At 44.8% G+C, this 25,522-nt stretch carries 20 protein-coding genes and 1 pseudogene; 13 read left to right on the plus strand and 8 right to left on the minus strand.

The window, feature by feature from the left end; genetic code table 11:
• Window positions 1–95 precede the first annotated feature (95 nt).
• Window positions 96–365: a 30S ribosomal protein S15 gene (rpsO, locus tag EP13_RS08485; RefSeq protein ID WP_044056912.1), complete on the plus strand. Its 270-nt coding sequence runs from the start codon at window positions 96–98 to the stop codon at window positions 363–365.
• Between the two features lie 147 nt (window positions 366–512).
• Here rpsO and EP13_RS08490 read toward each other — a convergent pair whose 3' ends face one another.
• From EP13_RS08490 to EP13_RS08505, 4 genes are all read right to left on the minus strand, one after another.
• Window positions 513–1,436, minus strand: coding sequence for a GGDEF domain-containing protein (locus EP13_RS08490; protein WP_052364335.1), 924 nt, complete (start codon window positions 1,434–1,436; stop codon window positions 513–515).
• Window positions 1,433–2,281 (minus strand): alpha/beta fold hydrolase, encoded by an 849-nt coding sequence (locus EP13_RS08495; RefSeq protein WP_044447141.1) that lies wholly within the window; start codon window positions 2,279–2,281, stop codon window positions 1,433–1,435. Before EP13_RS08495 ends, EP13_RS08490 begins: the two co-directional genes overlap by 4 nt.
• Window positions 2,282–2,435: 154 nt before the next feature.
• Complete coding sequence (locus tag EP13_RS08500; RefSeq protein ID WP_044056913.1) at window positions 2,436–3,245, minus strand: coiled-coil domain-containing protein; 810 nt, start codon at window positions 3,243–3,245, stop codon at window positions 2,436–2,438.
• A 123-nt stretch (window positions 3,246–3,368) separates the two neighbouring features.
• A complete protein-coding gene (locus EP13_RS08505) occupies window positions 3,369–4,922 on the minus strand; it encodes a carbon-nitrogen hydrolase family protein (RefSeq protein WP_044056914.1) in 1,554 nt (517 codons plus the stop codon).
• Window positions 4,923–5,283: 361 nt separating this feature from the next.
• Between EP13_RS08505 and EP13_RS08510 the strand changes: the two genes are divergently transcribed.
• On the plus strand, window positions 5,284–5,955 hold the full coding sequence (locus EP13_RS08510; protein WP_044056915.1) for a 2OG-Fe(II) oxygenase: 672 nt from the start codon (window positions 5,284–5,286) through the stop codon (window positions 5,953–5,955).
• 205 nt (window positions 5,956–6,160) lie between these two features.
• Window positions 6,161–7,846, plus strand: coding sequence for a response regulator (locus EP13_RS08515; protein WP_044056916.1), 1,686 nt, complete (start codon window positions 6,161–6,163; stop codon window positions 7,844–7,846).
• A 111-nt stretch (window positions 7,847–7,957) separates the two neighbouring features.
• Here the strand turns inward: EP13_RS08515 and EP13_RS08520 are convergent, their stop codons facing one another.
• Both EP13_RS08520 and EP13_RS08525 read right to left on the minus strand, forming a co-directional pair.
• Window positions 7,958–10,525 carry an ExeM/NucH family extracellular endonuclease gene (locus EP13_RS08520; protein WP_044056917.1) on the minus strand — a complete coding sequence of 856 codons (2,568 nt, stop codon included), beginning with the start codon at window positions 10,523–10,525 and terminating at the stop codon, window positions 7,958–7,960.
• Window positions 10,526–10,797: 272 nt separating this feature from the next.
• Entirely contained in the window at window positions 10,798–12,132 is a 1,335-nt protein-coding gene (locus EP13_RS08525) for a DUF2252 family protein (RefSeq protein WP_044056918.1), read from the minus strand.
• Between the two features lie 70 nt (window positions 12,133–12,202).
• On the opposite strand from EP13_RS08525, the gene EP13_RS08530 reads away from it, so the two are divergent.
• From EP13_RS08530 to EP13_RS08570, 9 genes are all read left to right on the plus strand, one after another.
• On the plus strand, window positions 12,203–12,427 hold the full coding sequence (locus EP13_RS08530) for a hypothetical protein (protein ID WP_044056919.1): 225 nt from the start codon (window positions 12,203–12,205) through the stop codon (window positions 12,425–12,427).
• 35 nt (window positions 12,428–12,462) lie between these two features.
• Window positions 12,463–13,020: an alkyl hydroperoxide reductase subunit C gene (gene ahpC, locus EP13_RS08535; protein ID WP_425592650.1), complete on the plus strand. Its 558-nt coding sequence runs from the start codon at window positions 12,463–12,465 to the stop codon at window positions 13,018–13,020.
• A gap of 134 nt (window positions 13,021–13,154) precedes the next feature.
• Window positions 13,155–14,744 (plus strand): alkyl hydroperoxide reductase subunit F, encoded by a 1,590-nt coding sequence (ahpF, locus tag EP13_RS08540; protein ID WP_044056921.1) that lies wholly within the window; start codon window positions 13,155–13,157, stop codon window positions 14,742–14,744.
• Between the two features lie 254 nt (window positions 14,745–14,998).
• Window positions 14,999–17,140, plus strand: coding sequence for a TonB-dependent siderophore receptor (locus EP13_RS08545; protein WP_044056922.1), 2,142 nt, complete (start codon window positions 14,999–15,001; stop codon window positions 17,138–17,140).
• A gap of 9 nt (window positions 17,141–17,149) precedes the next feature.
• Window positions 17,150–17,686 (plus strand): hypothetical protein, encoded by a 537-nt coding sequence (locus tag EP13_RS08550; RefSeq protein WP_044056923.1) that lies wholly within the window; start codon window positions 17,150–17,152, stop codon window positions 17,684–17,686.
• Window positions 17,687–17,696: 10 nt separating this feature from the next.
• Entirely contained in the window at window positions 17,697–19,160 is a 1,464-nt protein-coding gene (locus EP13_RS08555; protein WP_044056924.1) for a PepSY-associated TM helix domain-containing protein, read from the plus strand.
• Between the two features lie 221 nt (window positions 19,161–19,381).
• Entirely contained in the window at window positions 19,382–19,864 is a 483-nt protein-coding gene (locus EP13_RS08560) for a cupin domain-containing protein (protein ID WP_081869477.1), read from the plus strand.
• Between the two features lie 117 nt (window positions 19,865–19,981).
• A complete protein-coding gene (locus tag EP13_RS08565; protein ID WP_044056925.1) occupies window positions 19,982–21,640 on the plus strand; it encodes a S41 family peptidase in 1,659 nt (552 codons plus the stop codon).
• A gap of 27 nt (window positions 21,641–21,667) precedes the next feature.
• A complete protein-coding gene (locus tag EP13_RS08570) occupies window positions 21,668–22,054 on the plus strand; it encodes a hypothetical protein (RefSeq protein ID WP_052364336.1) in 387 nt (128 codons plus the stop codon).
• Window positions 22,055–22,123: 69 nt separating this feature from the next.
• Here EP13_RS08570 and EP13_RS08575 read toward each other — a convergent pair whose 3' ends face one another.
• Window positions 22,124–24,364, minus strand: coding sequence for a YgiQ family radical SAM protein (locus tag EP13_RS08575; RefSeq protein WP_052364337.1), 2,241 nt, complete (start codon window positions 24,362–24,364; stop codon window positions 22,124–22,126).
• Window positions 24,365–24,551: 187 nt separating this feature from the next.
• On the opposite strand from EP13_RS08575, the pseudogene EP13_RS08580 reads away from it, so the two are divergent.
• Window positions 24,552–25,016, plus strand: a pseudogene (locus EP13_RS08580) (EVE domain-containing protein).
• Window positions 25,017–25,024: 8 nt separating this feature from the next.
• Here EP13_RS08580 and EP13_RS08585 read toward each other — a convergent pair.
• Complete coding sequence (locus EP13_RS08585; protein ID WP_044056926.1) at window positions 25,025–25,447, minus strand: DoxX family membrane protein; 423 nt, start codon at window positions 25,445–25,447, stop codon at window positions 25,025–25,027.
• Window positions 25,448–25,522 lie beyond the last annotated feature (75 nt).

A 25,522-nucleotide genomic window follows, 5' to 3' on the forward strand; every position in this document is an offset into this window, starting at 1 on the left:
CTTGCACTTGCTAAGTAGGTAAAGGTCATTATAATACGCGCTTCATTCCGTTCTGCTGAATTAGTGATCGGCGGGACTTAACTTAGGAGAATGACATGTCACTAACTAAAGAAGAAACCGCAAAAATTATTGCTGACTACGGCGTAAAAGAAGGCGACACAGGCTCACCTGAAGTTCAAGTTGCTTTGCTAACTCACAACATCAACAAGCTTCAAGGTCACTTTGCTGATCATAAGAAAGATCACCACTCACGTCGTGGTCTTCTACGCATGGTTAGCCAGCGTCGTAAGCTTCTAGATTACCTTAAAGGCAAGAACGCTGAGCGTTATCTTGACCTTATCAAGCGTCTAGGCCTACGTCGATAAGACGAGGTTTCATGAAAAAAGCGCCTTTAAGGCGCTTTTTTTATATCTTTTTTTTAATGTGACGTATTCGGCAATAGCCCTACACTGTCGTTGCGTTATAGCTTGGCTATGCGAAACAACACACGGGCAGTAAAAGCAGGCTAATGCTTAAGAGAGGGACGGCTGGTGTTGCTTAAATTCAGCGAAGCAAGTTTGATTTCTACCTGCATCTTTTGCGCGATAAAGGGCGTTGTCGGCGTGCTTGATTAAGGTGTCTTTCTGCTCAAGCAAGGCTTGGTTCTCTTCCCTTATTTGCATTACGCCAATACTCACAGTCAGTGTTTGATTATCGTTATGCTCAAGGGCGTGGATACTCTCATGAAGACGCTGGCAGTAATCCGAAGTACTTTGAAAATCAGAGTTATACAGTACGATAAGAAATTCTTCTCCCCCCCATCTAGCGACAATATCGGAACAGCGAGTCGCGTTTTTCAATATAGATGCTAGCGCTACGAGAATGTCATCCCCCGCGTCATGGCCATAGGTGTCGTTGATATGTTTAAAATGGTCTATATCAATCAGTAAGAAGGCTACGGGGCAAAACTGCCTTTGTAACCGAGTAACCAGAATTTGTATGTCGTTATTGGCGGCACGTCGGTTTAGCAAGTTGGTTAGAGGATCTACCCTCGCTAAAAGAGAAAGCTGTTCTGCTTGTCGCTCTAAATTGTCCCGGGCTTCGATTAATTCTTGGTACAGCTTATCCCGCTTATCAGCAAAATGTATGCTCCAGTAAAGCATGCCCTCATTTACCGCGATATTGGCGACACAAGGGATACGGCGATTATCATGGGTTTTCAATGTGATTAAGGCTTCTTCGAAAAAGGGCGTACTCACTAATATTGGCCGCATATAGCTTTCAAAGAATACCTCTGTGGCGTGGGTAACAATGGATGATAACTTACTCCCCACAATAGCATTTAATGGCCGACCAATCTTTTCCACCGTATAGTTATTGCAAAAGACTATCTCACTGCTGTCTTGTCTCGTGACAAACAATAACGAGGGAAACCGCTCTAAATCAGCGTCTTTCATATAAACAGAGCGGTAATTTTTGCGGCAACCTCGCGAGGGTTGGTCATATGTAAACAGTGACCGTGGGAATCAATGACGTGAAGCGTGGCATTGGGAATTTCGCTTTGCATATACTCGCCAATAGACACAGCGGCTAAAGCATCTTGCTGACTTTGCAGAATGAGCACGGGTTTATCGATACGAGGAAGCAACTGGCGGTAATCTGAAAAGAATGTTGCCTTAGCAAAGGGTTTGGCAAATTTCGGGTCTGTAGAGCAGAAGCTTTCTTCTAATTCAATTTTGAAGTTTGTGTCATGGCCATCACCCATCACAAGTGGTGCAAGATAACTTGCCCAGCCTAAGTAATTTTTGTCCATCAAATTGATTAATTCTTCCAAATCCGCTTTGTCGAACCCCCCATAATAGTCAGGAGGAAGATTGAGAAAGCAGGGTGAAGGGCATACCATAACCAGTTGTTTAAAATACTCGGGTTGCTGAAGTGATGCAATCATTCCGATAACACTGCTTACCGAATGCCCTACAAAGGTAATATCGCTAAGAGACAGTGCATCACAGATATCCAAAACATCTTGCGCATAGCCGTCTAGTGTCTCATATCGACTTTTTTGATAACCATTAACATCGGACTGACCAGAGCCCACATAATCGAATAAAACAAAGGTAAAGCGTGTTTCTGCACTGCTTTCTAGGTAGGGAATCAGGTATTGCCACATGGTTTGGTCGCAACCAAACCCGTGGGCTAGCATAAGAACTTGAGGGCCACTACCAATAACTTTGACGTTATTACGGGTAAGAACAGGATGTTGCTCGCCACTATTTGTATGGGCGCTAGCGTGATTAAACATGACAATATTCCCCTTATTATTAGCGGTTTACATCCGTCAGTATCGCACTAGATGTACGGGTAAGAGTATTCAACTTTTGGCGAAGTTTATTCAGTTAAAATAAAAGGGCTTTTCATCGCCCCTTTATTTTCATGTTGTCGCACTCACGTTGCGATTAGGGCGTAACTGAGGACGATGAAGAGGAGGGCGTACTCGCGCTGCGGCCACTTGAAACCACCTTTGTAGCGATTTCTCTGATTTCACTCTCTAAGCCTGTTATGCGACCTGATAGTGTATTGTTTCGCTTTTCAAGCACGGAGATTTTATCGTTAAGGTTTTTAATGGTTCGTTCATTGGCCTGTTTGTCACTTGATGCCTGCTCAAGTTGAACATTTAAGGCGAGTAATTCGTCTGCTAGCGAAGCGAGTTGATTTTTTAATGCGCCAAGCTGGCTGGCTTGAGATTTAACATCCGCGTCAACACTGCTAATGTCTTCATTAATGCCTTTCTGCACATTTGAGACTCTATCCCCAAGGTCAGCGATTTCTTTTTGATTACGACGCCATGCGGAGGCCCATAACTTATCCATTTGCTCCCACAGTTCTGCAGATTTGTTTGAAAGCTCGGTCACTTTAACTTGCAGCGCCACAGTAGACTCACCAATTTCTTCACCCGTGGCGGATAGCTTGTTTTCTAATTGCGCAATCCGTTCTTCGGCTTTTTCAGCCTGTACTTTTTGCATTTCCACCAAGGTATACAAATAGTAGCAGCCGCCAATACCGGCAAGGGCAACAAGCGCTACCAGAAAGATCCACAAACCGTTTCCACCTGAAGATGGCGCTTTGGGCGCTGAGGGCGGCTTTGGTTGATTTGAAGAAGACGTCGGTCTTTGCTTTACAGGTTGACGCTTTTGCTGGTAATCACGACGATCTTCATCATCCAAACGAATGGTGGGAAAATCATCACTTTTCGAATTATCTGCCATAGTAACTCAGTTTCTCTTTTATCAATTATGAAGCGTTGAAGCTTGCTTAATACTCACGTGCGCACAGCATGATGTTATCTTGATTTTCATCACAATACCAATACTGTGCGGCGCTACAGTGGGTTAATCGTCGCCAATCCATTCAACACGATAGAGATCACGACGGCGGTCTAAGTAGTTTCTTACCGAGCCCTCATTTTGGAGTTTGGTAAGCTTATCAAGATCCAAGTCCACAATCAGTGTCATTTCGGTGTTCGGTGTGGTCTCAGATACAATAGCATCGTGAGGAAACGCGAAGTCACTTGGCGAAAATACCGCTGTTTGGCCATATTGAATATCCACGTTATCCACTTTAGGTAGGTTGCCCACACTTCCTGCGATGGCCACGTAGCATTCATTTTCAATGGCGCGGGCTTGCGCACAGCGGCGTACTCGTAGGTAGCCATTCTTTGTATCTGTCCAAAACGGCACAAACAAAATTTGCATTTCCTGTTCAGATAAAATACGCGCCAATTCTGGAAACTCAACATCGTAGCAAATGAGTACCCCAATTTTACCGAAATCGGTATCAAACACTTTTAAACTATTTCCACCCTTCATGATCCAATCTTTTTTCTCATGCGGCGTCGGATGCAACTTGTATTGGCTTTCTATTGTGCCATCGCGTTTACAAATGTAACTCACGTTGTACAGTTCTTCCTCTTCAACCACCGGCATAGACCCAGCAATGATGGTAATGTTGTACGACACCGCCAAATGCGACATCGCAGTCAGCAATTCATCAGTATATGTGGCGAGGTGCCAAATGGCATCTATAGAGGAATCAGAAGGGCTTAATCCCATTAAGGGGGCATTAAAAAACTCGGGAAACAAGGCTACGTCACAAGAATAGTCTGACAGGGCATCAACAAAGTACTCTACCTGTTGCAGTAACTCTTCAACATTGTTGAAGTAGCGCATTTGCCATTGAATACAGCCTATCCGAGCATTAGATTTTCGACTGGCAATGAGAGAAGGGTTCCCTGGCTCATAATAGATGTTGTGCCACTGCAATAAGGTGGCGTAGCCCTTAGAGGCTTCGTCTTCAGGCAAATAAGCACTCATCACCTGCTTAACTTCAAAGCCGTTTGACAACTGAAACGTTAAGATAGGGTCGTAAATATCCTTCGATTTTACCTGCTCAATGTATTCATATGGCGACAACTCTTTTGCATGGTTTTTATAATTTGGAATTCGCCCGCCAGCCATGATTGACTTAAGGTTTAAATTACGGCAAAGCTCTTTACGCGCTTCATATAGACGACGACCTAACCGTAATCCTCGGTATTCAGGGCATACAATGACTTCTACGCCGTAGAGTACGTCGCCGTTAGGATCGTGAGTGGTTAAATACGCATCGCCTGTAATTTCATCGTAGCTGTGTTTATCACCGAACTGGTCGTAGTCCACGATAACTGAAATGGCAAAAGCAACGACTTTGCCTTTGTCCTCAATACAAATTTGCCCTTCGGGGAAGGTAGTCACTTGCGCTTTATAGTTGGTGTAAGGCCAAGCTCCCCCCACGTTGGCGTACACGGTATCCATTAATGCTTTAATGTCATTGTAATCATCTAAGCGTAAGTTTCTTAGGGCTAAATGGTGTTCTGTTTCTTCAATAACAGTTTGATCTTGACTCATTACAATATCATCCAATGGTTGTGATGAAAGGCAATACGTATATAACCATGGTTTTAGTGCTTTTTATACCAAAAAAATCAGTGGGTTCTATAGGTTTTGCTTAGATACAGGCTGCCAAAGTAGGGCGAATTAGTCGCAGCGGTTAGGGATTGCGAACACCATGAGGAAAGGTCATGATTTAGGCCTTCTGACCTATCCCTTGCTTAACGATTCCTTATCAAAATAAATGCACTATAAGTGCCAATGGCGAAGATACTTTAGTGCTTACAAAATTCGCTTTCACAAACTATTGCCAAGGCCAGAAAACAGGCGTATAACGCGCTACCTTAGTTAACTTTAGTGTTACGTAGACATCAGTAGCATGGATAATTTTTCTTTAAATAATGGCGGTATAGGCCATATTTTTGACCAATCCCTTTTCGACAACATTGTTGATGACCTCGTAGAGCATGGCATTAGCGTAAGAGAAAATGGTGTCCCGGATTTTGTTGTAAATGCGCTATGCCAGGGCGTGAAGGCATTACCTGCTAGACAATTTAAAAAAGCAGGAATTGGGCGAGCACAAGACTACCAAACGAAACACGCCATTCGTGGTGATAGCATCTGTTGGATTGAAGGTACCAGTGAAGAAGGGGCGACATGGCTCGCGTGGTGTGAAGCCTTGCGGGTTCACATTAACCGTACTTTGTTCATGGGGCTTTTTTCTTTTGAAAGCCACTATGCCACGTATCCTCCGGGCACGTTTTACAAGCGCCATCTAGATGCGTTTAAAGGGCAAAGCAACCGTAAACTATCCATTATTGTGTATCTCAATGATGACTGGTGTTCAGATGATGGGGGAGAGTTAGTGATCTATTCACCGAATCAACGCTTGCCACTTTCCCGTGTTGCCCCTAAGCGGGGCACAATAGTCACTTTTTTAAGTGATGTTTTCCCCCACGAGGTGTTAACCGCAAAGAAAACGCGCCACTCAGTGGCGGGCTGGTTCAGCGTGAATACGTCTATAAATGACAATATTGACCCACCCGAATGAGGATTCATTGGTATTTTCGTATCGACTAATGCTAATATCGGAAAGTTAGGTCGAAAGTATAATAGAAAACACAATTAATAAAATGTAAACCAATAACCGGTCACGTGTCGGCTTATACCATTATTGATGTTATCCGTTCCCCCCAATTTTTTTATGGATTGTCAGTGATGTGTTCTAGGGATTAGCTGTTATAAGTGGTACAAAAATGCTGGAAAAGATTCCACCACCTCCTTCCGTTGAAGAACTTCGCTTTTTGGTGATTGATAACCAAGGGTTAGTTCATGATGTTGTTTCTTCAACGTTGCACGACATGGGCATTAAGCATGTTCACAGTGCGTTTAATGCCTACCATGCTAAACGCATGTGCGAGAAAACGCAGTTCGATTTTGTGTTGCTTGCGTTTAATGTCAGTCACGACAAAGATGGCTTTCATTTATTCGAAGAATTTAAACACCTTAACTATATTACTGAAACCACAACCGTGGTCTTTTTAAGTGCTGAGACGTCACCGGAATTGGTTAACTGTATTGTAGAATTGCAACCCGACGATTTCTGGGTGAAGCCACTACAACGTCAACGTATAGATAGCCGGCTTAATTACTTACTCCAAGTACGTTACAAGCTTCACAAAATGCAATATTGCATGCAGAAAGGTGAGTACGCAACTGCCATGTACTATGCTGAGCGCCAATTAAGCGATAGCGCTTTAGTGGAATATCATCCACGGATAAAGCGTTTAATTGGCCAGTGTCTTATGCAGTTACGTGATTATGAAACCGCTGAAAATTACTACAGAGAATTGCTGCAAAGCATGGATCATGCGTGGGTGCACATTGGGCTTACTCGTGCACTACTTCGTCAAGACGAGTTAGAAGAAGCACAGCTTATTATTGATGATTTGCTCAAGCGTGCGGATACGCGCTTTCTTACCTACGACCTGCTGGCGCAGTATTTTATCGAAAAAGAGCAATTTGACGTTGCTTACGAGCAGATGAAAGAAGCCAGTAAACTAGCGCCAAGAAATATAGAGCGGAATAAGAAATTATGGGATTTAGCGCGGCTAAATCATGATAAAGCGGGGCAATTATCGGCAGTGCAGAAAATGGCAAAGTTTGCTAAGAACTCTATCCATGATTCGCCACAGCTTTCATTCAATGTGATTCGTGCCACCATAGATTTAGCAACCAGCCTAGGTGACATCGAAGCCGATAAACACCTGGCAAAAGCGGAAATAGAACTGGAAGAACTCAAAAAGCAAAAAGGGGTTCAAGCACAGATGGACGTGCCCATCGACGTTCTAAACACCAGGTTGCTGTGCTTAAAAGGGAATAAAAAAGAAGCTGAGAAAGTCATAAATTCACTGCCTTCCATGCCTGATAACCTTTCTATGGAAGACAATCTAGATATGATGAAAGCGTATCATGAACTAGGTATGAAAGAGCAGTGCGTGAATATACTCGATAAGTTACGTAAACAAATTGAAGGCGATACGTTTTCTTCGCAGGTGGTAGATGAGTATCTTAAGCAGGAGTCTATTGAGCGTGCAGAAATTAAGTTTACGACTAAGGAACTTAAGAGTATGGCGACGGCTAACTACAAAGAAAACCGCTTAGTTCCAGCCTATAATAATTTACGCCAAGCGTTAGTCATATCACCAAAAGATAAACAAATTGCATTGAGCCTGCTGAAAGTAATTGTACAGTTGCAGTTACAAAACAACTTAAGCAACGACCAACTTAAAAACGCTAAAGGTGCCGCTAAGGTGCTGTTGACCACTACATTATCGCCAACGCAATGCCAAAAGCGAGACCAGTACATTAAGCAGTTGGGGCTAGACCCTGACTCGCTAGAAGAACAAACCATGGCTGGTGTTATTAAAAAACTCGCGTAGCGCCCTGCTTTTTGAGGTTGCAGGGATAACCGTGTCTCACTAACATTTTGGCAGTAAAAAAGGCCTGTAGCGTTAAGCGACAGGCCTTTTTGTTATTAACGTCTCACGTACTTACTTAGCAGTAGTACGGCGACGAAAGCCAAGCATTGCTGCCATAAACGCTAATATCACGCCCATAGAGCCGCCAGAATCATTGTCATCATCTTCTTCTTCAACTTCTTCCACGTCTGCTTCAAGGCTAAATGTAGCAATGAATGGGTCATGGTCAGAGCTTTTGTATGGCCCTACATCAGTAAACGCATAACCATCTTCATCAGGGTAGTAAGTTAACGCTTGATCGTAGGTTAACTGATACACTTCTGGAGAGTTGATATTCCAGTGAGCACCGTCAACGGCGTCAGCTAAGAATGCTTCTGATGCAAGAACATGATCTAAACTACCTACTTGTTCAGTCCCGTAGTACCAGTATGAGTAGCCGTCAGCGTCAAATTCTTCAGCAAGGTTGTGGTAACCATAGCTTGTTTCTACTTCAACAGACTCACCTTCATCCATATCCGTATTAATGGCTGTCTTAATGGTGTAGCCACGATCTTCAGGTGTGTAATCGGTTAATAGCGCAACCGGATCTTCTGCACTATACGCGTTGAGGTCACCTAAGATAAGCACGCGCTCAGGCATGCTTTCATCAGCAAGAGCTTCAGCGAGTGTTATAGCAGCAGACACGCGTAGCGCATTACAGCTACCTTGAATAACGTCTGTATCTGAAACGTCTTCCGCTAAGTCTTCAGCACACTCTGAACCTTTAGATTTAAAGTGGTTAACCGCTACAGCAAACGTTTTTTCACTTTCAACATGGGTAAAGGTTTGTACAAGCGCCGCACGCATTTGCGCAACACTGTCTTCGTCAATTTGTTGAATAGGCATATCAACAATTTGTGCGTCGCCGGCAGGCACGACGACAGAGGCACGGTAAAGCAAACCAACGGTAATTGCATCAGTACCAATTATTGAACTATCAGCTGTACTAACGAACGTATATTGTTCTTCTTCTGCAAGCTCAGCGTTAATGGCGGTTACCAAGGCTTGAATAGCACTATCGTCACCGAAACCATCGTTCTCGATTTCCATAAGGCCAACTACATCAGCATTTAGGCCTACGATGGCTTCAACGATACGACCTTCTTGTAATGCAAATTCAGTTTCATCTTCTGCACCGCGGTTAGCGTCGTAATCAAAGGTCACTTCACCACTGTCCGTGACTTCGCCATTGAAATAGTTTAGTACGTTGAAAGTCGCAATAGACAAGTTGCCTTCGGTAACTACCGGGTTAGCTTCACGGCCTGAAGTCACCGTAATCACGTCAGTTGGGTTAATACGGTAAGTGCCGAAGCTATAGTTTAGTGGACCAGCAGCCGTTACCGTATCACCTACGCGAATTGCGTTTGCGTAGCTAAAGGTTGGGAAGTAACTGATATCGTCTGGGTATGAGTTGCTGTTGTCATCTTCAATCGTCAGTAGGCTGGCTTCAGCAGCTTCCACAGCGTCTTCATACGCTTCGCTTAACGGTGCTGCTACATCACTTGGCTGACGCTTTATGCTATCACTAACGACAAGCTCGCCGTAACGCCATAAATTGTTCTGGCTCGTCACGGTTGCATCGGTAACCGATACAAGCATGCCTTCCAATGTTTCAAGGTCTACGTCATAAGGCATAGCCAATTCAGTGGTTAATACGTCGTCTGAAGCACCACAGTCAGCCGGTGTGACATCAGCATCCATTGTTAAGGTTGTTAGCCCGTAGTTTTCACCCACTTCACCGTAAAGACGAATAACATGACCAGCTTCAATGTCAGTACTACCATCTACAAATAGGCCTTCTGATGTCGTTGCATCATCATCGCTTTGTACAGTTTCTTCCTGAATAAAGAAGCCGTCTGCACGGAAACCTGTAATCACCGCTTCTACAATATGGCTATTGCCTACTTCAGCAGAAGCATCATCGCTTCCCTGAATAGCGCTAATTAGCGTTGCATCAGTGCTACATTCACCGAGTTCCACTGTAGGTACTTCAGGCTCAACCACCACTTCACCACCACCTTCAGTGCTAAAGGTGCCAGCTGGGAACGCGGTGGTGGCAGCTGTATTGGTGCCTTCACCATCTAATGCGTCTGTGCCGCTGAACGTCCAGTTAGCCGCATCAAATGTTCCACTGTTTGCGGTTTCACCATCTTTACGATATGCCCAGCCGTCGGTGTACTCCCAGGTTTCACCAGAACCGTCTACATCGATAGCACCAAAGGTGTCTACAACAGCATCATTTTGGAACAGTTCAATGGCATCGTCACCATTAATGCCCATTGCACTTGAATCATAATCTGGGGCGCTACCAAAAAAAGTGGTAAAACCGTCGATTTCCGAAGCGACATAGATATAGCTACCCGCTGAAGCGCTATCGGCCGGGAAGGTAAATTCTACGCCGTCGGTGCCGCCGCCATTGTTGGCGGTACCAATTCCGTATACAGATAAATCGGCGATATCGTTAACAACATACAGCTCCACAGCTTTTGGTATACCGCCAGTCAATGGGCCATCGATAACGCCGCTGATCACAAGGTCAGATGCGTTCGCTGAAAACGCAGACAGTATGCCTGCAGTTAGTAGTGACAATGATGTCTTCATTGTTGTTTCCCTTTAATCGTCTTATTGTTTTGAGCCTGTTTTAACAAGCTATGTTTTATTGCTACGAACTAGCCTATAAGAGTAGGGATGGCGGAGGAATGATTTGATAACATTCAAGCTGATTTTAAGAATGCGTAATAAATTCAGGTGGTTACTTTGTATGAGTAAATTTACTCATGACTTTATGTTGTCATAAATTGATATTTAATTGCTTTAAATAACACTATGTTTAATTTCGTGGGTGAATGAGTGAATGCTAGCGCCGTTAATATTTACTTAACGGCGGTTGAAGAATTCGTGTTTCTCAGGTCGCCGACAAACGCTCGATGATCGTCGATGACTTGCAGGGCATATTGATTTGCGCTTTCTATTAACGCATTAGAAACGGTATTAAAATGTGTCGCCGCTTGGCTAGCGAAGCGTGTGCTTCTTCTGTCTCCCCGACAATGTGCCAACGCCAATGTATAACCACACAGTGCACCAAAATCCGCAAACCCGCCTTCAGTGGCTTTTTTTCCCATAGCAATATCTTCTGGGTTTAATCCTACCTTCGCGTGATGACGAGAACGAACCAGCCAGTGGCTGTTATCCCAGTGCACCTCATCTAAAAGAAGGTCTGGTCGCCGTTGCATGCGTCGCTGACTGCGCGCTGTTAAATGCGCGGGGTTAAGTCTGTTTACAGGGCACAGATCAGTAAAGTAGTGCAAAGGCGCCGCTGTACGTTGCTGTTTGACTTCAACAATATGGCAGTAAGAGAAACTTTGTTCATTGTGGGGTTTCTCGGGGCCTACTAAAAAATAATAGCGACGCAGATTAACCGATCCGGTACCTGCGTTGTGTCGCGAGGTAATATCTACAACATTGTCATCCATATAAGGAGAAAATGCCTGATGAAGGTTTTTATAGTCTTCTTTAGAGACAGGCGTGAATTTATCAGGAATGTGTTTAAAGGCCAGCCCGTCATCATGCATCTTTACGGCTTTAGCTAATGCACTTTTCGACGTAAAGTCGTCCCCTGTGGATGAGCGCTTTAATGCCTTTAGATACAGCTTACTTAATTTACCACCGGGGTTTGTGTCCATGGCTTCGTTTAGCACCTTGTTATCTTCAATGACCCGTTGGCATGTTTCAACATAGCGCTTTAGGCAAGCCGATTGGGCGTCGATGACATCATTTAAATCAACTATCGGCTTTTGAGGGTCTATATCTAACAGTTGATAGTCACCTGATTGGCCACCTTCTACGTGTCGCTGCATTAAATGGAAGGAGGTGAGTAAGCGAAGGATGTCCCAATGCGCATATCCCACACAGGCATCGTCAAAGTCATTCGGTGCAAAAATGACCGTATCGCCATGAGAGCCTTCCTCGGTTAAAAAACCGAAATTGGCGCTGTGACAATCTCCCATAACGCTGGTTAAGGGCACGCTAAAGCACTGCTCTGGCACCGCAATGGTGTGACTTTGTAAATCAGCATAAAAAAGTTGCGCACTGCCTCGATAAAAAACAAAAGGACTTTGTGCCATTTTCAAGTGTTTCGACAATAAGGGGGTAGGGCGCTTCCCATCTACTCGGGCGATTTCTCGTTGTATATACTGGTATCTATTCATGAATGACATGTGCTTGTAACAATAATAGCCGTAACATTAACGAGATTGACGAAGGAATGCGAGGCTTGTAGTGAACGACGAATTATGCGATATTTCGCCTCGTTCAGAAAAGCGGCTAAATTGGTTGGTTTTAATTGATAAAACTGATTTAACCATTCAGATTTACCAATTGGTGTTTCTGAACTTCTCGCGCTATTCTTGTCAACAGTTAAGCGCAAGGGTGTTGGCGCAAGTAAGTGAACATCTTAGCATTAAATTACGTAATCTTGTTTTAGCGCACATGTTGCAGCTTTAAACAAAAACTCAATAAATGGAGAATTAAACATGGCATTGATCAATACTGCTATTAAGCCTTTCAAAGCAACGGCATTTAAAGACGGTGAATTCATCGACGTAAGCAGCGAAGACATCAAAGGTAAGTGGGCAGTATTCGTATTTTACCCAGCAGATTTCACGTTTGTATGTCCAACTGAGCTTGGCGACATTGCTGACAAATACGAAGAGCTTCAATCTCGTGGCGTAGAAGTGTTCTCTGTATCTACAGACACTCACTTTACACACAAAGCGTGGCACGATTCTTCAGACACTATCAACAAGATCAAGTTTGCTATGATTGGCGACCCTACGGGCGAAATCACACGTAACTTCGATTGTATGCGTGAAACGATGGGTCTTGCTGACCGTGCTACATTCGTTGTAGACCCAGAAGGTATTGTGCAAGCAATGGAAATCACGTCTGAAGGCATTGGCCGTGACGCTGACGACCTAGTTCGTAAAATCAAAGCTGCTCAGTACGTTGCAAACAACCCAGGTGAAGTTTGCCCAGCAAAATGGAAAGAAGGCGAAGCAACCCTTGCTCCATCTCTTGACCTAGTAGGCAAAATCTAAGCAACGGCTTAGCACCTAGCTATATAAGGGAGTGATTCTCCACTCCCTTTCTTTATAAACCCTAATTTCGCTATTCAGTTAGCCATCAAAATGGTTGACAGGGATCGGCGTGTCGAAAATAAGGCAGAACAACCGTGTTAACTAAAGAAATTTTGCAAGCATTGAAAGGCTACACCGAGTCAATGCAAAAAAACGTAACCTTTGTCGTACAGACTGGTGAACACAGCAAGCGTGCTGAGCTTGTGTCGTTTCTGTCCGACATTGCAGGTGTAAGCGATAAATTAAATGTTGAAGAACGTGATACGCAAGGTCAATTGCGTAGCGCAATCAGTTTCCTACTTGAAGCCGATGGCCAAGATACGGGGATTCGCTTCTCAGGCATTCCAGGCGGGCATGAGTTCAACTCACTGATCCTTGCTATTCTTCACGCCTCAGGAACTGAACTGAAAGTAGACGACAGCGTTAAATCTATAGTTAAAGCTGTAAAAGACGAACTTAACTTTGAAGTGTTCATCAGCCTTAGCTGTCACAACTGCCCAGAAGTTGTGCAGGCGCTTAATCAATTCGCGCTATTGAACGACAATATTACGTCTGAAATGATTGACGGTGGATTATATCAAAACCTGATCAGTGAGCGAGACATTCAAGGCGTTCCAAGCGTTTACCTAAACGGCGAGTTATTTGCCAACGGTAAAGTTGACGCAGCCTCACTTATCGACAAGCTTATTGAGCGCGATCCGTCGTTAAAAGAAGCGAATACAGGCGTACAATTACCACTTCAAGATGTCACCGTAATTGGTGGTGGTCCTGCAGGCGTAGCGTCTGCTATATACAGTGCTCGTAAAGGCCTGAAAGTTACCGTCGTGGCTGAAAGCTTTGGTGGCCAAGTAAAAGATACTATGGGTATTGAGAATCTTATCTCTGTACCAAAAACCACAGGCCCAGAGCTTGTTGGTAATTTGATGGAACACGTTAACGATTACGACATTACGCTTAAAGAGCATGTGCGTGTTGAGAATATCGAAAAAGGTAATGTGAAGACCATCACACTGTCTTCGGGTGAACAAATTCGTACCCGTTCACTGGTGGTTGCCACTGGTGCTCGCTGGAGAGAGTTGGGCGTGCCCGGTGAGAGAGAGAATGTTGGTAATGGTGTTGCGTATTGTCCGCACTGTGATGGTCCATTCTTTAAAGGTAAAGATGTGGCTGTTATTGGCGGCGGTAACTCAGGTATTGAAGCTGCACTAGATTTGGCAGGCATTGTAAAATCGGTAACCGTATTTGAATTTATGCCTACGCTTAAGGCCGATCAGGTACTGATTGACCAAGCTGAAAAGCGTGACAATATTACGATTATTAAGAATGCCGCTACCCGTCAGATTTTGGCTGAAAACGGTAAAGTCAATGCCATTGAATATCAAGATAGAAGTACTAATGAAGTGCATACTCTTGACTTAGCAGGTGTATTCGTCCAAATCGGGTTGGTTCCTAATAGCCAATTCATGAAAGATGTGGTGGAAATGACACCGTATGGCGAGATTGTTGTAGATACTAAGTGTCAAACTTCTGAAGCAGGCATTTTTGCTGCGGGTGACGTGACAACTGTACCCTACAAGCAAATCGTTATTTCAATGGGCGAGGGCGCAAAAGCTTCTCTTGCAGCATTTGAATACTTACTCAGTCACGAAGTTATTGAGTCTGAAGACGAAAGTGCTGCTGCATAACAACAAAATACGCCTTCATTGAACAGGCAACACTAAAAAGCAGACGCGTTATCGCGTCTGCTTTTTTTATACCTATTTTTTCATCGTGTCGAGCCTACCTTGTTTAGCGAGTCATTGGGATAAAACTCGCTACTACAAATGATAAGTCTTATCATTTGCAGTTTGGTTTGTTAGTATTGTTCTAGACGTCATGTACAGTGCCTAAATGGGCTGCAAATAATCATAACTAACACACAGATAACAACCCTAAAACTATGAAAACACATAGCATCACACTCACCGCCCTATCCATCGCAATATCGTCAAGTATCGCATTGAATGTTAATGCTCAATCGACTACAGACGCCAATCAAGAAACAGATGAAGCCATTGAAAAGGTAGCCGTTGTTGGAACACGAAGCGCCTTCGGGGCCACAAAGACCAATACGCCTATTATGGAATTGTCTCGAACAATTTCTATCGAAACCGCGTTGGATCTCAAGCAAAAGGGGGCACTTAACTTGTCCCAAACTGCAACCTATATGGCGGGCGTCACGGGAGAGACGTATGGCTATGCTACCCGTGTAGATTCGGTTTCTTCTCGAGGTTTAAGTATTCCCCGCTATCGAGATTCTATTCAAGAGCTGTTTGGAAGCTATAACTCTACTCGCGCAGAAGTGTATACCATGGAGCAAGTCGAGTTACTAAAAGGCCCCGCGTCAGTGCTTTACGGTCAAGGCTCACCGGGGGGAATTGTTAACTATGTTTCCAAAACGCCCACGCTAGGCAAGGACAGTGAAGTGACTCTGTCTTATGGCTCATTTTCTCGCGCTCAACTCGGCGTAGACATTAACGAAAGCTTGTCCGATGACGATAAATGGGTAGGCCGCTTTGTTGGTCTGTATCGCGACTCAGAGTCGCAAGTTGACTATGTTACTGACGATACTCAAGTGCTCATGCCTTCTGTGTCATATATGCCATCCGATAATACAACACTCACGGTCATTGGGATGTTCCAAGACACCAACAGTGATACCGCCGCGCAGTTTATTCCTGTTGAAGGTACCTTATTACCGTTGGCTGATGGCACGTATTTACCGGATCAGGATGTCTATGTTGGCGAACCTGATTTTAATAAATTTGATACGAAATCCAGTCAGGTTACTTTGCTTGGTGAGCATATATTTAACGACACTACGTCGGTTTCATTTACTGCACTATGGCGAGACGGTGAAGCGGATTACCATCAAGCGTGGGCGACCTTCACGGGCGGCACACGTTATCTTAATGCCTTTGTTGGCGCGCCGGTTGCGCCTACTGATACTTACGTCCCCCGCACCTTCTATCAAGCTGACAACACGTTTAACCAACATGCGTTGGATGTCCGCGTGACAAAGCGTTTTGCTACAGGTTATTTAGAACATGAATTACTGGCGGGCGTGCAATACCAGAACGTTGAGACCGATACGAATTCTGCATACTACGCCGGTGGCGGCGCATTAGCAGGCGATTTTAGCTACATTTTAGATTTAGCTAATCCCGTTTATACTGGCGCACCAGAACAAGCTATCTTCGATGCCATATATTATGACGCTCCTGAGCAAACCGTGTCTGATTCTGGCCTTTATTTATCTGATCAAATTTCGTTAGATAGCTGGCGATTTACCTTAGGGCTTCGCCACGATAAAGTCGACAACGATAATGGCACAACGGACCAAGAAGATAGCCAAACCTCCTACTCGGCGGGGGTGCTATACCAATTTGATAACGGTCTATCACCTTATATTAGTTATGCTGAATCTTTCGAAACCGTGGTGGGGCTTGATGTTAATGGCAATCAATTAAAGCCTGAAGAGGGACGTCAGTACGAAGCGGGTATCAAGTATGAAATGTCGGCGATACCAGGTTATATCACCCTCGCTTATTATGATATTGAAGTGTCAAACTTACCTAATCCTAACAGCTTGCCTGTGGAAGCTGCACAGCAACAAGGTGTGACAAAAATCAGCGGCGTTGAAATTGAAGGGCGCTTAAATTTCGGTGACGTGTCGGCGCAGTTCGCAGGCTCGGTGATGGATGGTGAAGATCCAAATGGTTACGCGCTTTCCGCCCAACCTGAGAATAACGCATCATTGTGGTTGAACTATGCACCCGAAGCATTAGCGGGGGTGAGCATGGGCGCGGGCGTTCGCTACGTAGGCGAAAGTGTTTCGGAAAATGGCGCTATTCGTTATGAAACACCAAGCTACACACTGGCAGACCTCATGTTAGCGTATTCAGTAACGGATAACCTAGATTTACAGTTGAATGTCAGAAACCTGACTGATAAGAAATACCTCACTTCATGTCTTTATAGAGGTGACTGCTTCCCTGGTGTTAGGCGTACTATTAACGCATCGCTTACCTATTCATTTTAAGGAGAAATCATGCTTACCGTTGCCGCAAGTGGTTTAACCCTTGCTGCTGTAGCAACAGTTTACAAAAGTTGGCGGTCTCAGACCCCAGCTTTTCTGTATATAGGATTGTTGGTATGGCTTATTTCAACTATTTGTTGGTCATATGCGCAGGGTTGGGAGTTTGGTTTACTCTACGCGTTATGTATTCCTGCCATTTTGGTGTGGCCGTTTATCGCGCTAAATCAAACCGTACTTCCAGAACCGAAAAACAGGCCGTCGGCCCGACCATTGGATTTTTCAAGAAAACAGGTATTAAACAATATAGGCAATTACCTGGTTACGTTGGTGGTATTGCTGGTTGTCAGTGTTCTTATTACCTTAGCCCTGTGTGCGCTTATGCCGTTTAGCATTGCAGGAAAGCTGGCGACCGGGGTTGTATTGCTACCCCTACTTTGGGGACTATTTGTTTATCACTATTTAGCCACGGCTAGCAAATTGAAAGTCCTTGGCGGTTATATACTGCTGGCTGCGGTCAGTGTGCCTGTTCTCCTGCTATTACCCATTTAGGCAAATGACAATGGATAAAACGACAAAACAAAACGCATTAAACGCACACAATTGGGTGGGCGTATTTTTAAGCGTGCTCTTATTTCTGGTGTGCTTATCGGGCACGGTAGCGGTTTTTCACTTGGAATTTGAACGTTGGGAACAACCTCATATTCAAGAAATGGACAATGTGTCCCCCCAGGTCATTGAAAAAGCGATGGATACCTTTTTGGCCCAAAACCCAGAGGAATCTCACCATTTATATGTGGTGTTTCCTACCTCAGACATTCCGCGCTTGGTCGTAGAGAACGACCACAAAGCGTATTTTGCTGACCAAGAAGGTAACTTACTAGAAGAGGAGAGTGTGTCATTTACCCAAATGCTGGTGGATTTGCACCTCTATTTAAACTTGCCACAGAGTTGGGGCATGATCTTAGTCAGTGCGCTTGGTGCAATTATTTGTACCTTGGTGATAACAGGCATCATCGCCCATAAGCGAATGAGCAAAGATGCGTTTAAACTTCGCCGTGGAGGTAATGGGCAGCAAGCGCAAATTGATCTTCACAATCGTTTTGGCCTGTGGGCTGCCCCTTTTCATTTAATGATCGGTATCACAGGAGCCTATTTTGGCATGGCTGGCATTATTTTAGTCACCGTTGCGACGTTAAACTACAACGGGGATAGAGATGCAGTTGTGAACCAAATTTTCACCCCTGACCCTGTCTTAGCACCTCAGGAAGGTAAGCCTGCAATAGGAAAAGCGTTTGCGCAAATGGAAACACTCGCACCTGAAAAATCGCCAATATTTTTAACGGTACATGAAGTGGGTGAGCCTGAGCAGTTTATTGAAATTTACGCTAAAGCGCCGAATCGTATGATTTACGCGGAAGGGTACCGCTTTGATACGGCTGGGAATTTCGTTGGTGTTGCCGGGTACGAATTTGGTGAATGGGGCAAGCAACTGGTATGGGCAATGTATCGACTGCACTTCGGTGATTTTGCTGGCATGACGAGCAAATGGCTGTATTTTGTTTTAGGTGTCATGCTCACCATGCTTTGTGTATCAGGTATGGAAGTTTGGTTATCTAAAAAAGCACACCCTCCGCTAGCTAGTAGACTCTGGTACAGTGTGGTATGGGGCAGTGTGAGTGCTTTAGCGCTTACTGCAATAGCTGATATGTTTATTTCTGGCTCATTGATTGCCGTGTTTTGGTGTGTGATGGCAGTGAATACAGTGTTAACAGTGGTATTCAAGCGCATGACTAAACCCGTTTGGCTGCTGATATCTGGCTTTAGTGTGTTATTGCTTCTTACCTTGTATGTCGTGGTACATGGCGAAGCTAGCCTCAATGTTGCTTCACTTCAGCTTAATATTCCAATGCTGGCGTATGTTGTGTGGAGTGTATTGCGCGCAAATACGCTACTTAAACGAGAAGGTATGCAAAATGACATCAATTTGCAGCCTTCTTCACCCGCGAGGGAAACCACAGCATAACGTCTTCCTTTTCTAATGATAATTTAAGCCCCACATCGTGGGGCTTTTTTGTTTTACGCACACTGAGATAAATACGTCTTTCCCCATCGCAAGCGCGAACCTTCCTTAACCCATAACGGTTTTCCATATTGTATTTAACATGTACTTGACATAACGTATCAGGAAAGCGCTTTCTCATTGGCGCATTTGTGACACGTAATCACTTTTAAGGAAGCTTGAATATGAAGATTTCAGAAACTATAAAACACACAGTAGTGACGACCTTCGTTGCGTTAACCGCCATCGCCACTGCGGCCACTTTTGCTTATGCAAGGGCCGAAAACACCCCAAGCTTCGTGCTTCCTCAAGACAAAGCGGTGGTGGACAAAGGCGATGGTTGGGTTTTTTATCAATATTTTAATGATGAAACCGTGGGAACGTCGCCGTCTTTAGTGGGAATGGCAGTGATACAGGCAGATAAGGAAATACATCCCCCCCATAAGCATTCAGATGAGGAGTTTTTGTTGGTTACGCAAGGAACGGGGGAGTGGAATGTAAAAGGTAAGGTCTTTAAGGCTAAAGCGGGAGATCTTCTCTATGCTGCCCCCTGGGACGGTCATGGTGTAAAAAATACCGGCGAGGAAGATTTGGTTTTTGTGGTGTTTAAGTGGCAGAGCAAAGGCGTTCCTGTTGTGAGTAAACCAGAAGGGGAAAAGGCAAACTAAAATATTGTTACAAATATTTTCGAGCATGGATGTTCGTGAATAAGTATGGCAGTATGATTTTGCAACAATAATTAAGAATAAAGCAAAACAGCTTTAAGATATGCAAAAGGAGAGGTTGTGAAATTATCTAAAGTATCCACATTATCGAGGGCGATTGCCGTCATATTAGCAGCGGGTATTATCAGCGGCTGTGGCGGAAGTGGCTCTAGCAATAATAATACTGTTACACCTACGACACCTACGACACCAACAACGCCCACCACGCCAGACGAGCCTACGTGGGAAGCGGGTGTTTACGAGGATGCTTCAAACTTTATCGCGCGATGTGAAACACCGCGTACAGGAATAGATCCTTTTACGGGAGAAGACTATCCTGATACGGAAGGCTCAGCCTTAGAAGAAAAACTTTGGCTGCGTTCTTGGACGAACAACACGTACCTCTGGTATGACGAAGTTGACGACAATCCGCCTGAAAATTTCACCGTTGAGGCCTATTTTGCTCAGCTTAAAACCAATGGGGTTACGCCCACCGGTTCTGCGAAAGATAATTTTCACTTCTCTCAACCTACTGATGAATATAATACCTTAGCGCAAACCGGAGTAACGTCCTCTTACGGGTTTTCATGGGAATTTGTTAGTAGTACTCCACCACGTCAATTGGTGGTGAGATACACAGAACCTGGGTCGCCAGCCGCCCTCGCGGTTATTCCTCGGGGCGCGTCGCTTTTGCGTGTGAATGGAATCGACTTTGTTAACGACAATACACAAGCGGGGGTGGATGCACTCAACGACGCGCTTTTCCCTGCCGAAAGCGGCCAGTCTTCAACCTTCGACTTTGAATTGGCGGATGGCAGTGTGCTAACGGAAACCCTAACGTCGGAAGATATTGTGGTGTCGCCTGTGCAAAATACGAAGGTACTAGATACTGAAAGCGGGAAAGTCGGGTATTTTCAATTCAATACGTTTAACCGTACTGCGCAAGACGACTTAATTGCGTCTTTTGAAACCTTTATCGACGAGAACATTACTGAGCTTGTGATTGATTTACGCTACAACGGTGGAGGGCTACTTGCGTTAGCGTCCCAACTGTCTTATATGATTGCCGGCCCTAATCAAACGAATGGCATGACCTTCGAAACCCTGCAGTTTAATGATAAGCACCCAGATTACGATCCCATTTCGGGTAACGAGATACAGCCCACGCCCTTTTACCAATACGAAATTGATTACAACGCCGGTGTTTTCATCAATACCCTGCTGCCTAGCGTCAGTCTAAGTAAGATATATGTGATTACGACTGATTCGACGTGTTCCGCCAGTGAGGCGGTGATTAACGCACTGCGTGGTATTGACGTAGAGGTTGTGCAGATTGGCTCTGCAACCTGTGGTAAACCCTACGGCTTCTATCCTACGGATAACTGCGGTACCACCTATTTTACTATTCAGTTCCAAGGCGTAAATGCAAAAGGGTTCGGCGATTATGCGGATGGTTTTATTCCATCGTCATCACCAAACTTCGACTTTGAGCTTCCTGGCTGTACGGTTTCTGATGACTTTAGTGCCGCGTTAGGGGACCCTGAAGAAGCAATGCTAAGTACGGCATTAGCGCATTCCGCTACGGGCTCGTGTCCGGCAGTCACGGTTTCTTCAACATCTCTGTTGCAGAACAACAGTTTAGGTCGGGATGATGGTCTATCGATTAAGCGTCCAAATGAACTTAAATCGTCCATTTTTCTTCACAATAAAATATCTACGCCAATACGACAGCCGGAGTAGCGGCGAATGAAGCGAGGAATATTGATTATGAAGACATTTATCAGTGTGGTAGTGGCCACAATTGGGGCCGCGGGGTGCACAACCATGGCAATGGAAAGCGAACGCTACTATGCTAACCGCGTCTCTACGGATAAAGCGCAGAAACAGGCTATTGTCGATGCCGTTAGCGAATTTATGGGAGGCAAAAGCATCACCTTGGCTGATGATGTCTTTATCAATGAACACTCGATGACCGTTGAGCGTCAATCTGCGGTAGATAGTCGTGGTCTTATCATAGACGGTAGACATAACAATCCAGCCAGAAGTTTTACTCTATTAAAGTTGGCCGACATGTGCCTAATACGAGATGACACTTCTCAGGTTGAATTGGAATTACCCACCGTGGCGTGTGTGGCGCAAAGTAAAGCCAAGTAAACCGTCGTAACAAAACGAAAATCGCCGCGTAAAGGTTTGTCCGTACGCGGCGATTTTTATTGTGCTCGGTTATCTTTTACTGCCTGCATTTGTTGGCTTTGTATTTTGTCTTCTATTTGACTGGCCATTATTGTTAGCCGAAGACTTGCCATTCGATTTACCTTTACGCTGAAATGAAGGCGGTAACCCTGTGTGCTTAGTTAATGCGCGTTCACCTTTTCGTCCTTTACTCGCCTTTTGACGCTTTTCATTGGCGGTTTCAGGGGGCACTAAATGCTGTGGTCCTCGCCCAATTAAATCTTCACGTCCCATTTTTGTCAGGGCATCACGAATTTGCGCAAAGTTTTTCGGATCATGATATCGCAACATGGCTTTGTGCAATCTACGGTGAATTTCACCTTTTGCAGAAGGGACATCTTCGCTGTCCTTGGTCACTTTACGCAAGGCGTTCACTTCTGTGTGGTACATAGTGGTTGCAGTGGCCATGGGCGAAGGGTAGAAATTTTGTACCTGATCAAGTTTAAATTTATTTTCCTTAAGCCAAATCGCGAGGCTCAACATATCTTCGTCGGTGGTACCCGGATGCGATGCAATAAAGTAGGGGATAAGATACTGCTTCTTACCTGCTTCTTGAGAGTATTTGTCGAACAACTCTTTGAAACGATAATAGCTGCCCATTCCTGGTTTCATCATTTTAGAAAGCGGCCCTTCTTCGGTATGTTCAGGGGCTATTTTTAAATAGCCGCCAACGTGGTGAAGGGCAAGTTCTTTGACATACTCAGGGTCTTCTACTGCTAAGTCGTAACGCACACCTGAGGCGATCAAAATCTTTTTGATACCAGGCAAATTACGTGCACGGCGATACAGGTCGATGGTGGGTTTATGGTCTGTATCCATGTGCGCACAAATGCTTGGATACACGCAAGAAGGACGACGACAAGTTGCCTCTGCCTTCGGACTTTTACAGCGCAGACGATACATGTTGGCCGTTGGGCCACCAAGATCAGAGATCACCCCAGTGAAACCTGGCACTGTATCTCGAATTTGTTCTATTTCACGAACAATAGAATCTTCAGAACGGCTTTGAATAATACGGCCTTCATGCTCTGTAATAGAACAAAAAGTACAACCGCCGTAACAGCCACGCATAATATTGATACTAAAACGTATCATGTCGTACGCCGGAATTTTGGCATCGCCGTAGACAGGATGAGGCACCCGTTGATAGGGTAAATCAAACACGGCGTCCATCTCTTCAGTTTCAAGAGGCATAGCCGGTGGGTTTATCCAAATATGTCTATCAGCATGACGCTGCATCAACGCCCGTGCACATCCGGGATTGGTTTCCTGATGGAGAATACGTGACGTATGAGCATACAGGGTTTTATTGTCTTTTACCGTTTCGTAAGCAGGCAGTTTCACATACACCTTTTCCCAAGGCTTACGTTTCTCTTTTTCCTTTTGTGGAGGCTGAATCACAATAGGGGCGGCTTCTGGCGCTTCGCTATTACTGGCATTCTTATCCTGCGAGTCGCATTCAGGCTCCATCTGATAAGGGCTAGGAATGGGTTCGATTTTACCCGGTTTGTCCAACGAGGTTGAATCCACACCTTGCCATTCAGGTAGCGCTTCTTTAACAATAATGGCGGTACCGCGAATGTCTCTAAGATCGGCAATATCTTCACCAGCAGCAAGGCGGTGTGTCACTTCTACAAGGGGGCGTTCAGCATTACCGAAAAAGAGCATATCTGCTTTGGAATCGAACAATACAGAGCGACGAACTTTCTCACTCCAGTAATCATAATGTGCAATTCGGCGCAAACTGGCTTCAATACCACCCACAATAACAGGCACGCCTTTAAAGGCTTCACGACACCGCTGAGAATAAACGGTAACTGCACGATCGGGGCGTTTCCCGCCCACATTGCCTGGCGTGTAAGCATCATCGTGACGCAGCTTTTTATCTGCGGTATAGCGGTTTATCATGGAATCCATGTTTCCCGCCGTGACGCCAAAATATAAGTTAGGTTTACCTAACTTCATGAAGTCGTCTTTACTTTTCCAATCGGGCTGCGAAATGATACCTACGCGAAAGCCATGGGCTTCAAGTACACGACCTATAACAGCCATGCCGAAGCTAGGGTGATCTACATACGCGTCGCCAGTGACCAATATGACGTCGCAACTGTCCCAACCCAGTGCGTCCATCTCGTCTTTTGACATGGGAAGAAAGGGCGCAGTGCCTAGGCAGTGTGGCCAATATTTAGGGTACGAAAATAGGCCGCGATCGGCTTTAATGGTGGCTTGCATAACATTCACACATAGAAAAAGAAATGGGGTCTGTGCGTAGGCTAGCGGTTCTACTTAGCAAGCGTTGGCACCAAGACATGTGAGGCGATTATAACAGTTAGCGCTTCGCTACGGTATCCCGCTATCATTAAATAACCCCAGTTTGTATACTTATGCCTCACAAATTAACCATGAGTGAGAGAGATTAATGGGTTTTTGGCTATTTAAAACAGAACCTGATGCTTTCAGTATTGATGATTTAGCGGCGTGACCTCAGCAAACTGAACCGTGGGATGGCGTAAGAAATTACCAAGCGCGAAATTTTTTGCGAGACAAGGTGCAACTGGGCGACAAGGTATTTATTTATCATTCCAGTTGCAAACAGGTAGGTATTGCCGGTGTTGCTGAAGTGGTAAAAGCGGGTTATCCCGACACTGAACAATTTAACCCCGAGTCAAAATATTATGACCCAAAAGCATCAGCAGATGCGCCGAGGTGGTACCGGGTAGATGTGAAGTTTGTTGAAAAGTTTAACACCGTATTGCCGTTAAAAATCATAAAGTCCTTACCGGAGGTGACGGAGGTGGGGTTAGTGAAAAAGGGGCACAGGCTGTCGATAATGCCCGTGGAAGAAAATGAATGGCATGCACTTTATCGCGCTGCCACTCAATAACGAGGTTTTTAATGACTCATGGCGAATTTAGTGTCTGCATCTCTTAGTAAATAAAGGGCGAAGCACGCTGCCCACATTGGCCATGCTGCAAAAAAGAGTAAGTGATTGAAGGCGTCAAAGTATTGTTGGAATGATGACAAGGTTGAGGCACCGTGGAGAAGGAAGACTAATCCGTAGGTGTAACGCTTTGCAAAGCCAGCCACGAATGCTAATACCAAAGCAAGTTGAAAGGCGCCTAATACATATACCGCTGTTTCTGGCACACCGCCAATCGAATAAAACTTTTCGAAAATTTTCATGCTGTGGGCTGGGTTGACAAATTTATCTAGTGTCCAAACAAACATCACAATAAATACGGCTACGCGCAGAGAGAGTAAGGCCCAACTAAGGCGGGAGGTTAAAGAGAGGGGATCTTGCTGAGGGTTTTGCATGAGTACTCCAATTTCGTTTCTATACTTTAGTCTAATGATATAGAACGACCGTTCAAGTTTAAACTTTCATTTATA

Source organism: Alteromonas australica (genome assembly GCF_000730385.1).
Taxonomy (GTDB): Bacteria; Pseudomonadota; Gammaproteobacteria; order Enterobacterales; family Alteromonadaceae; genus Alteromonas; species Alteromonas australica.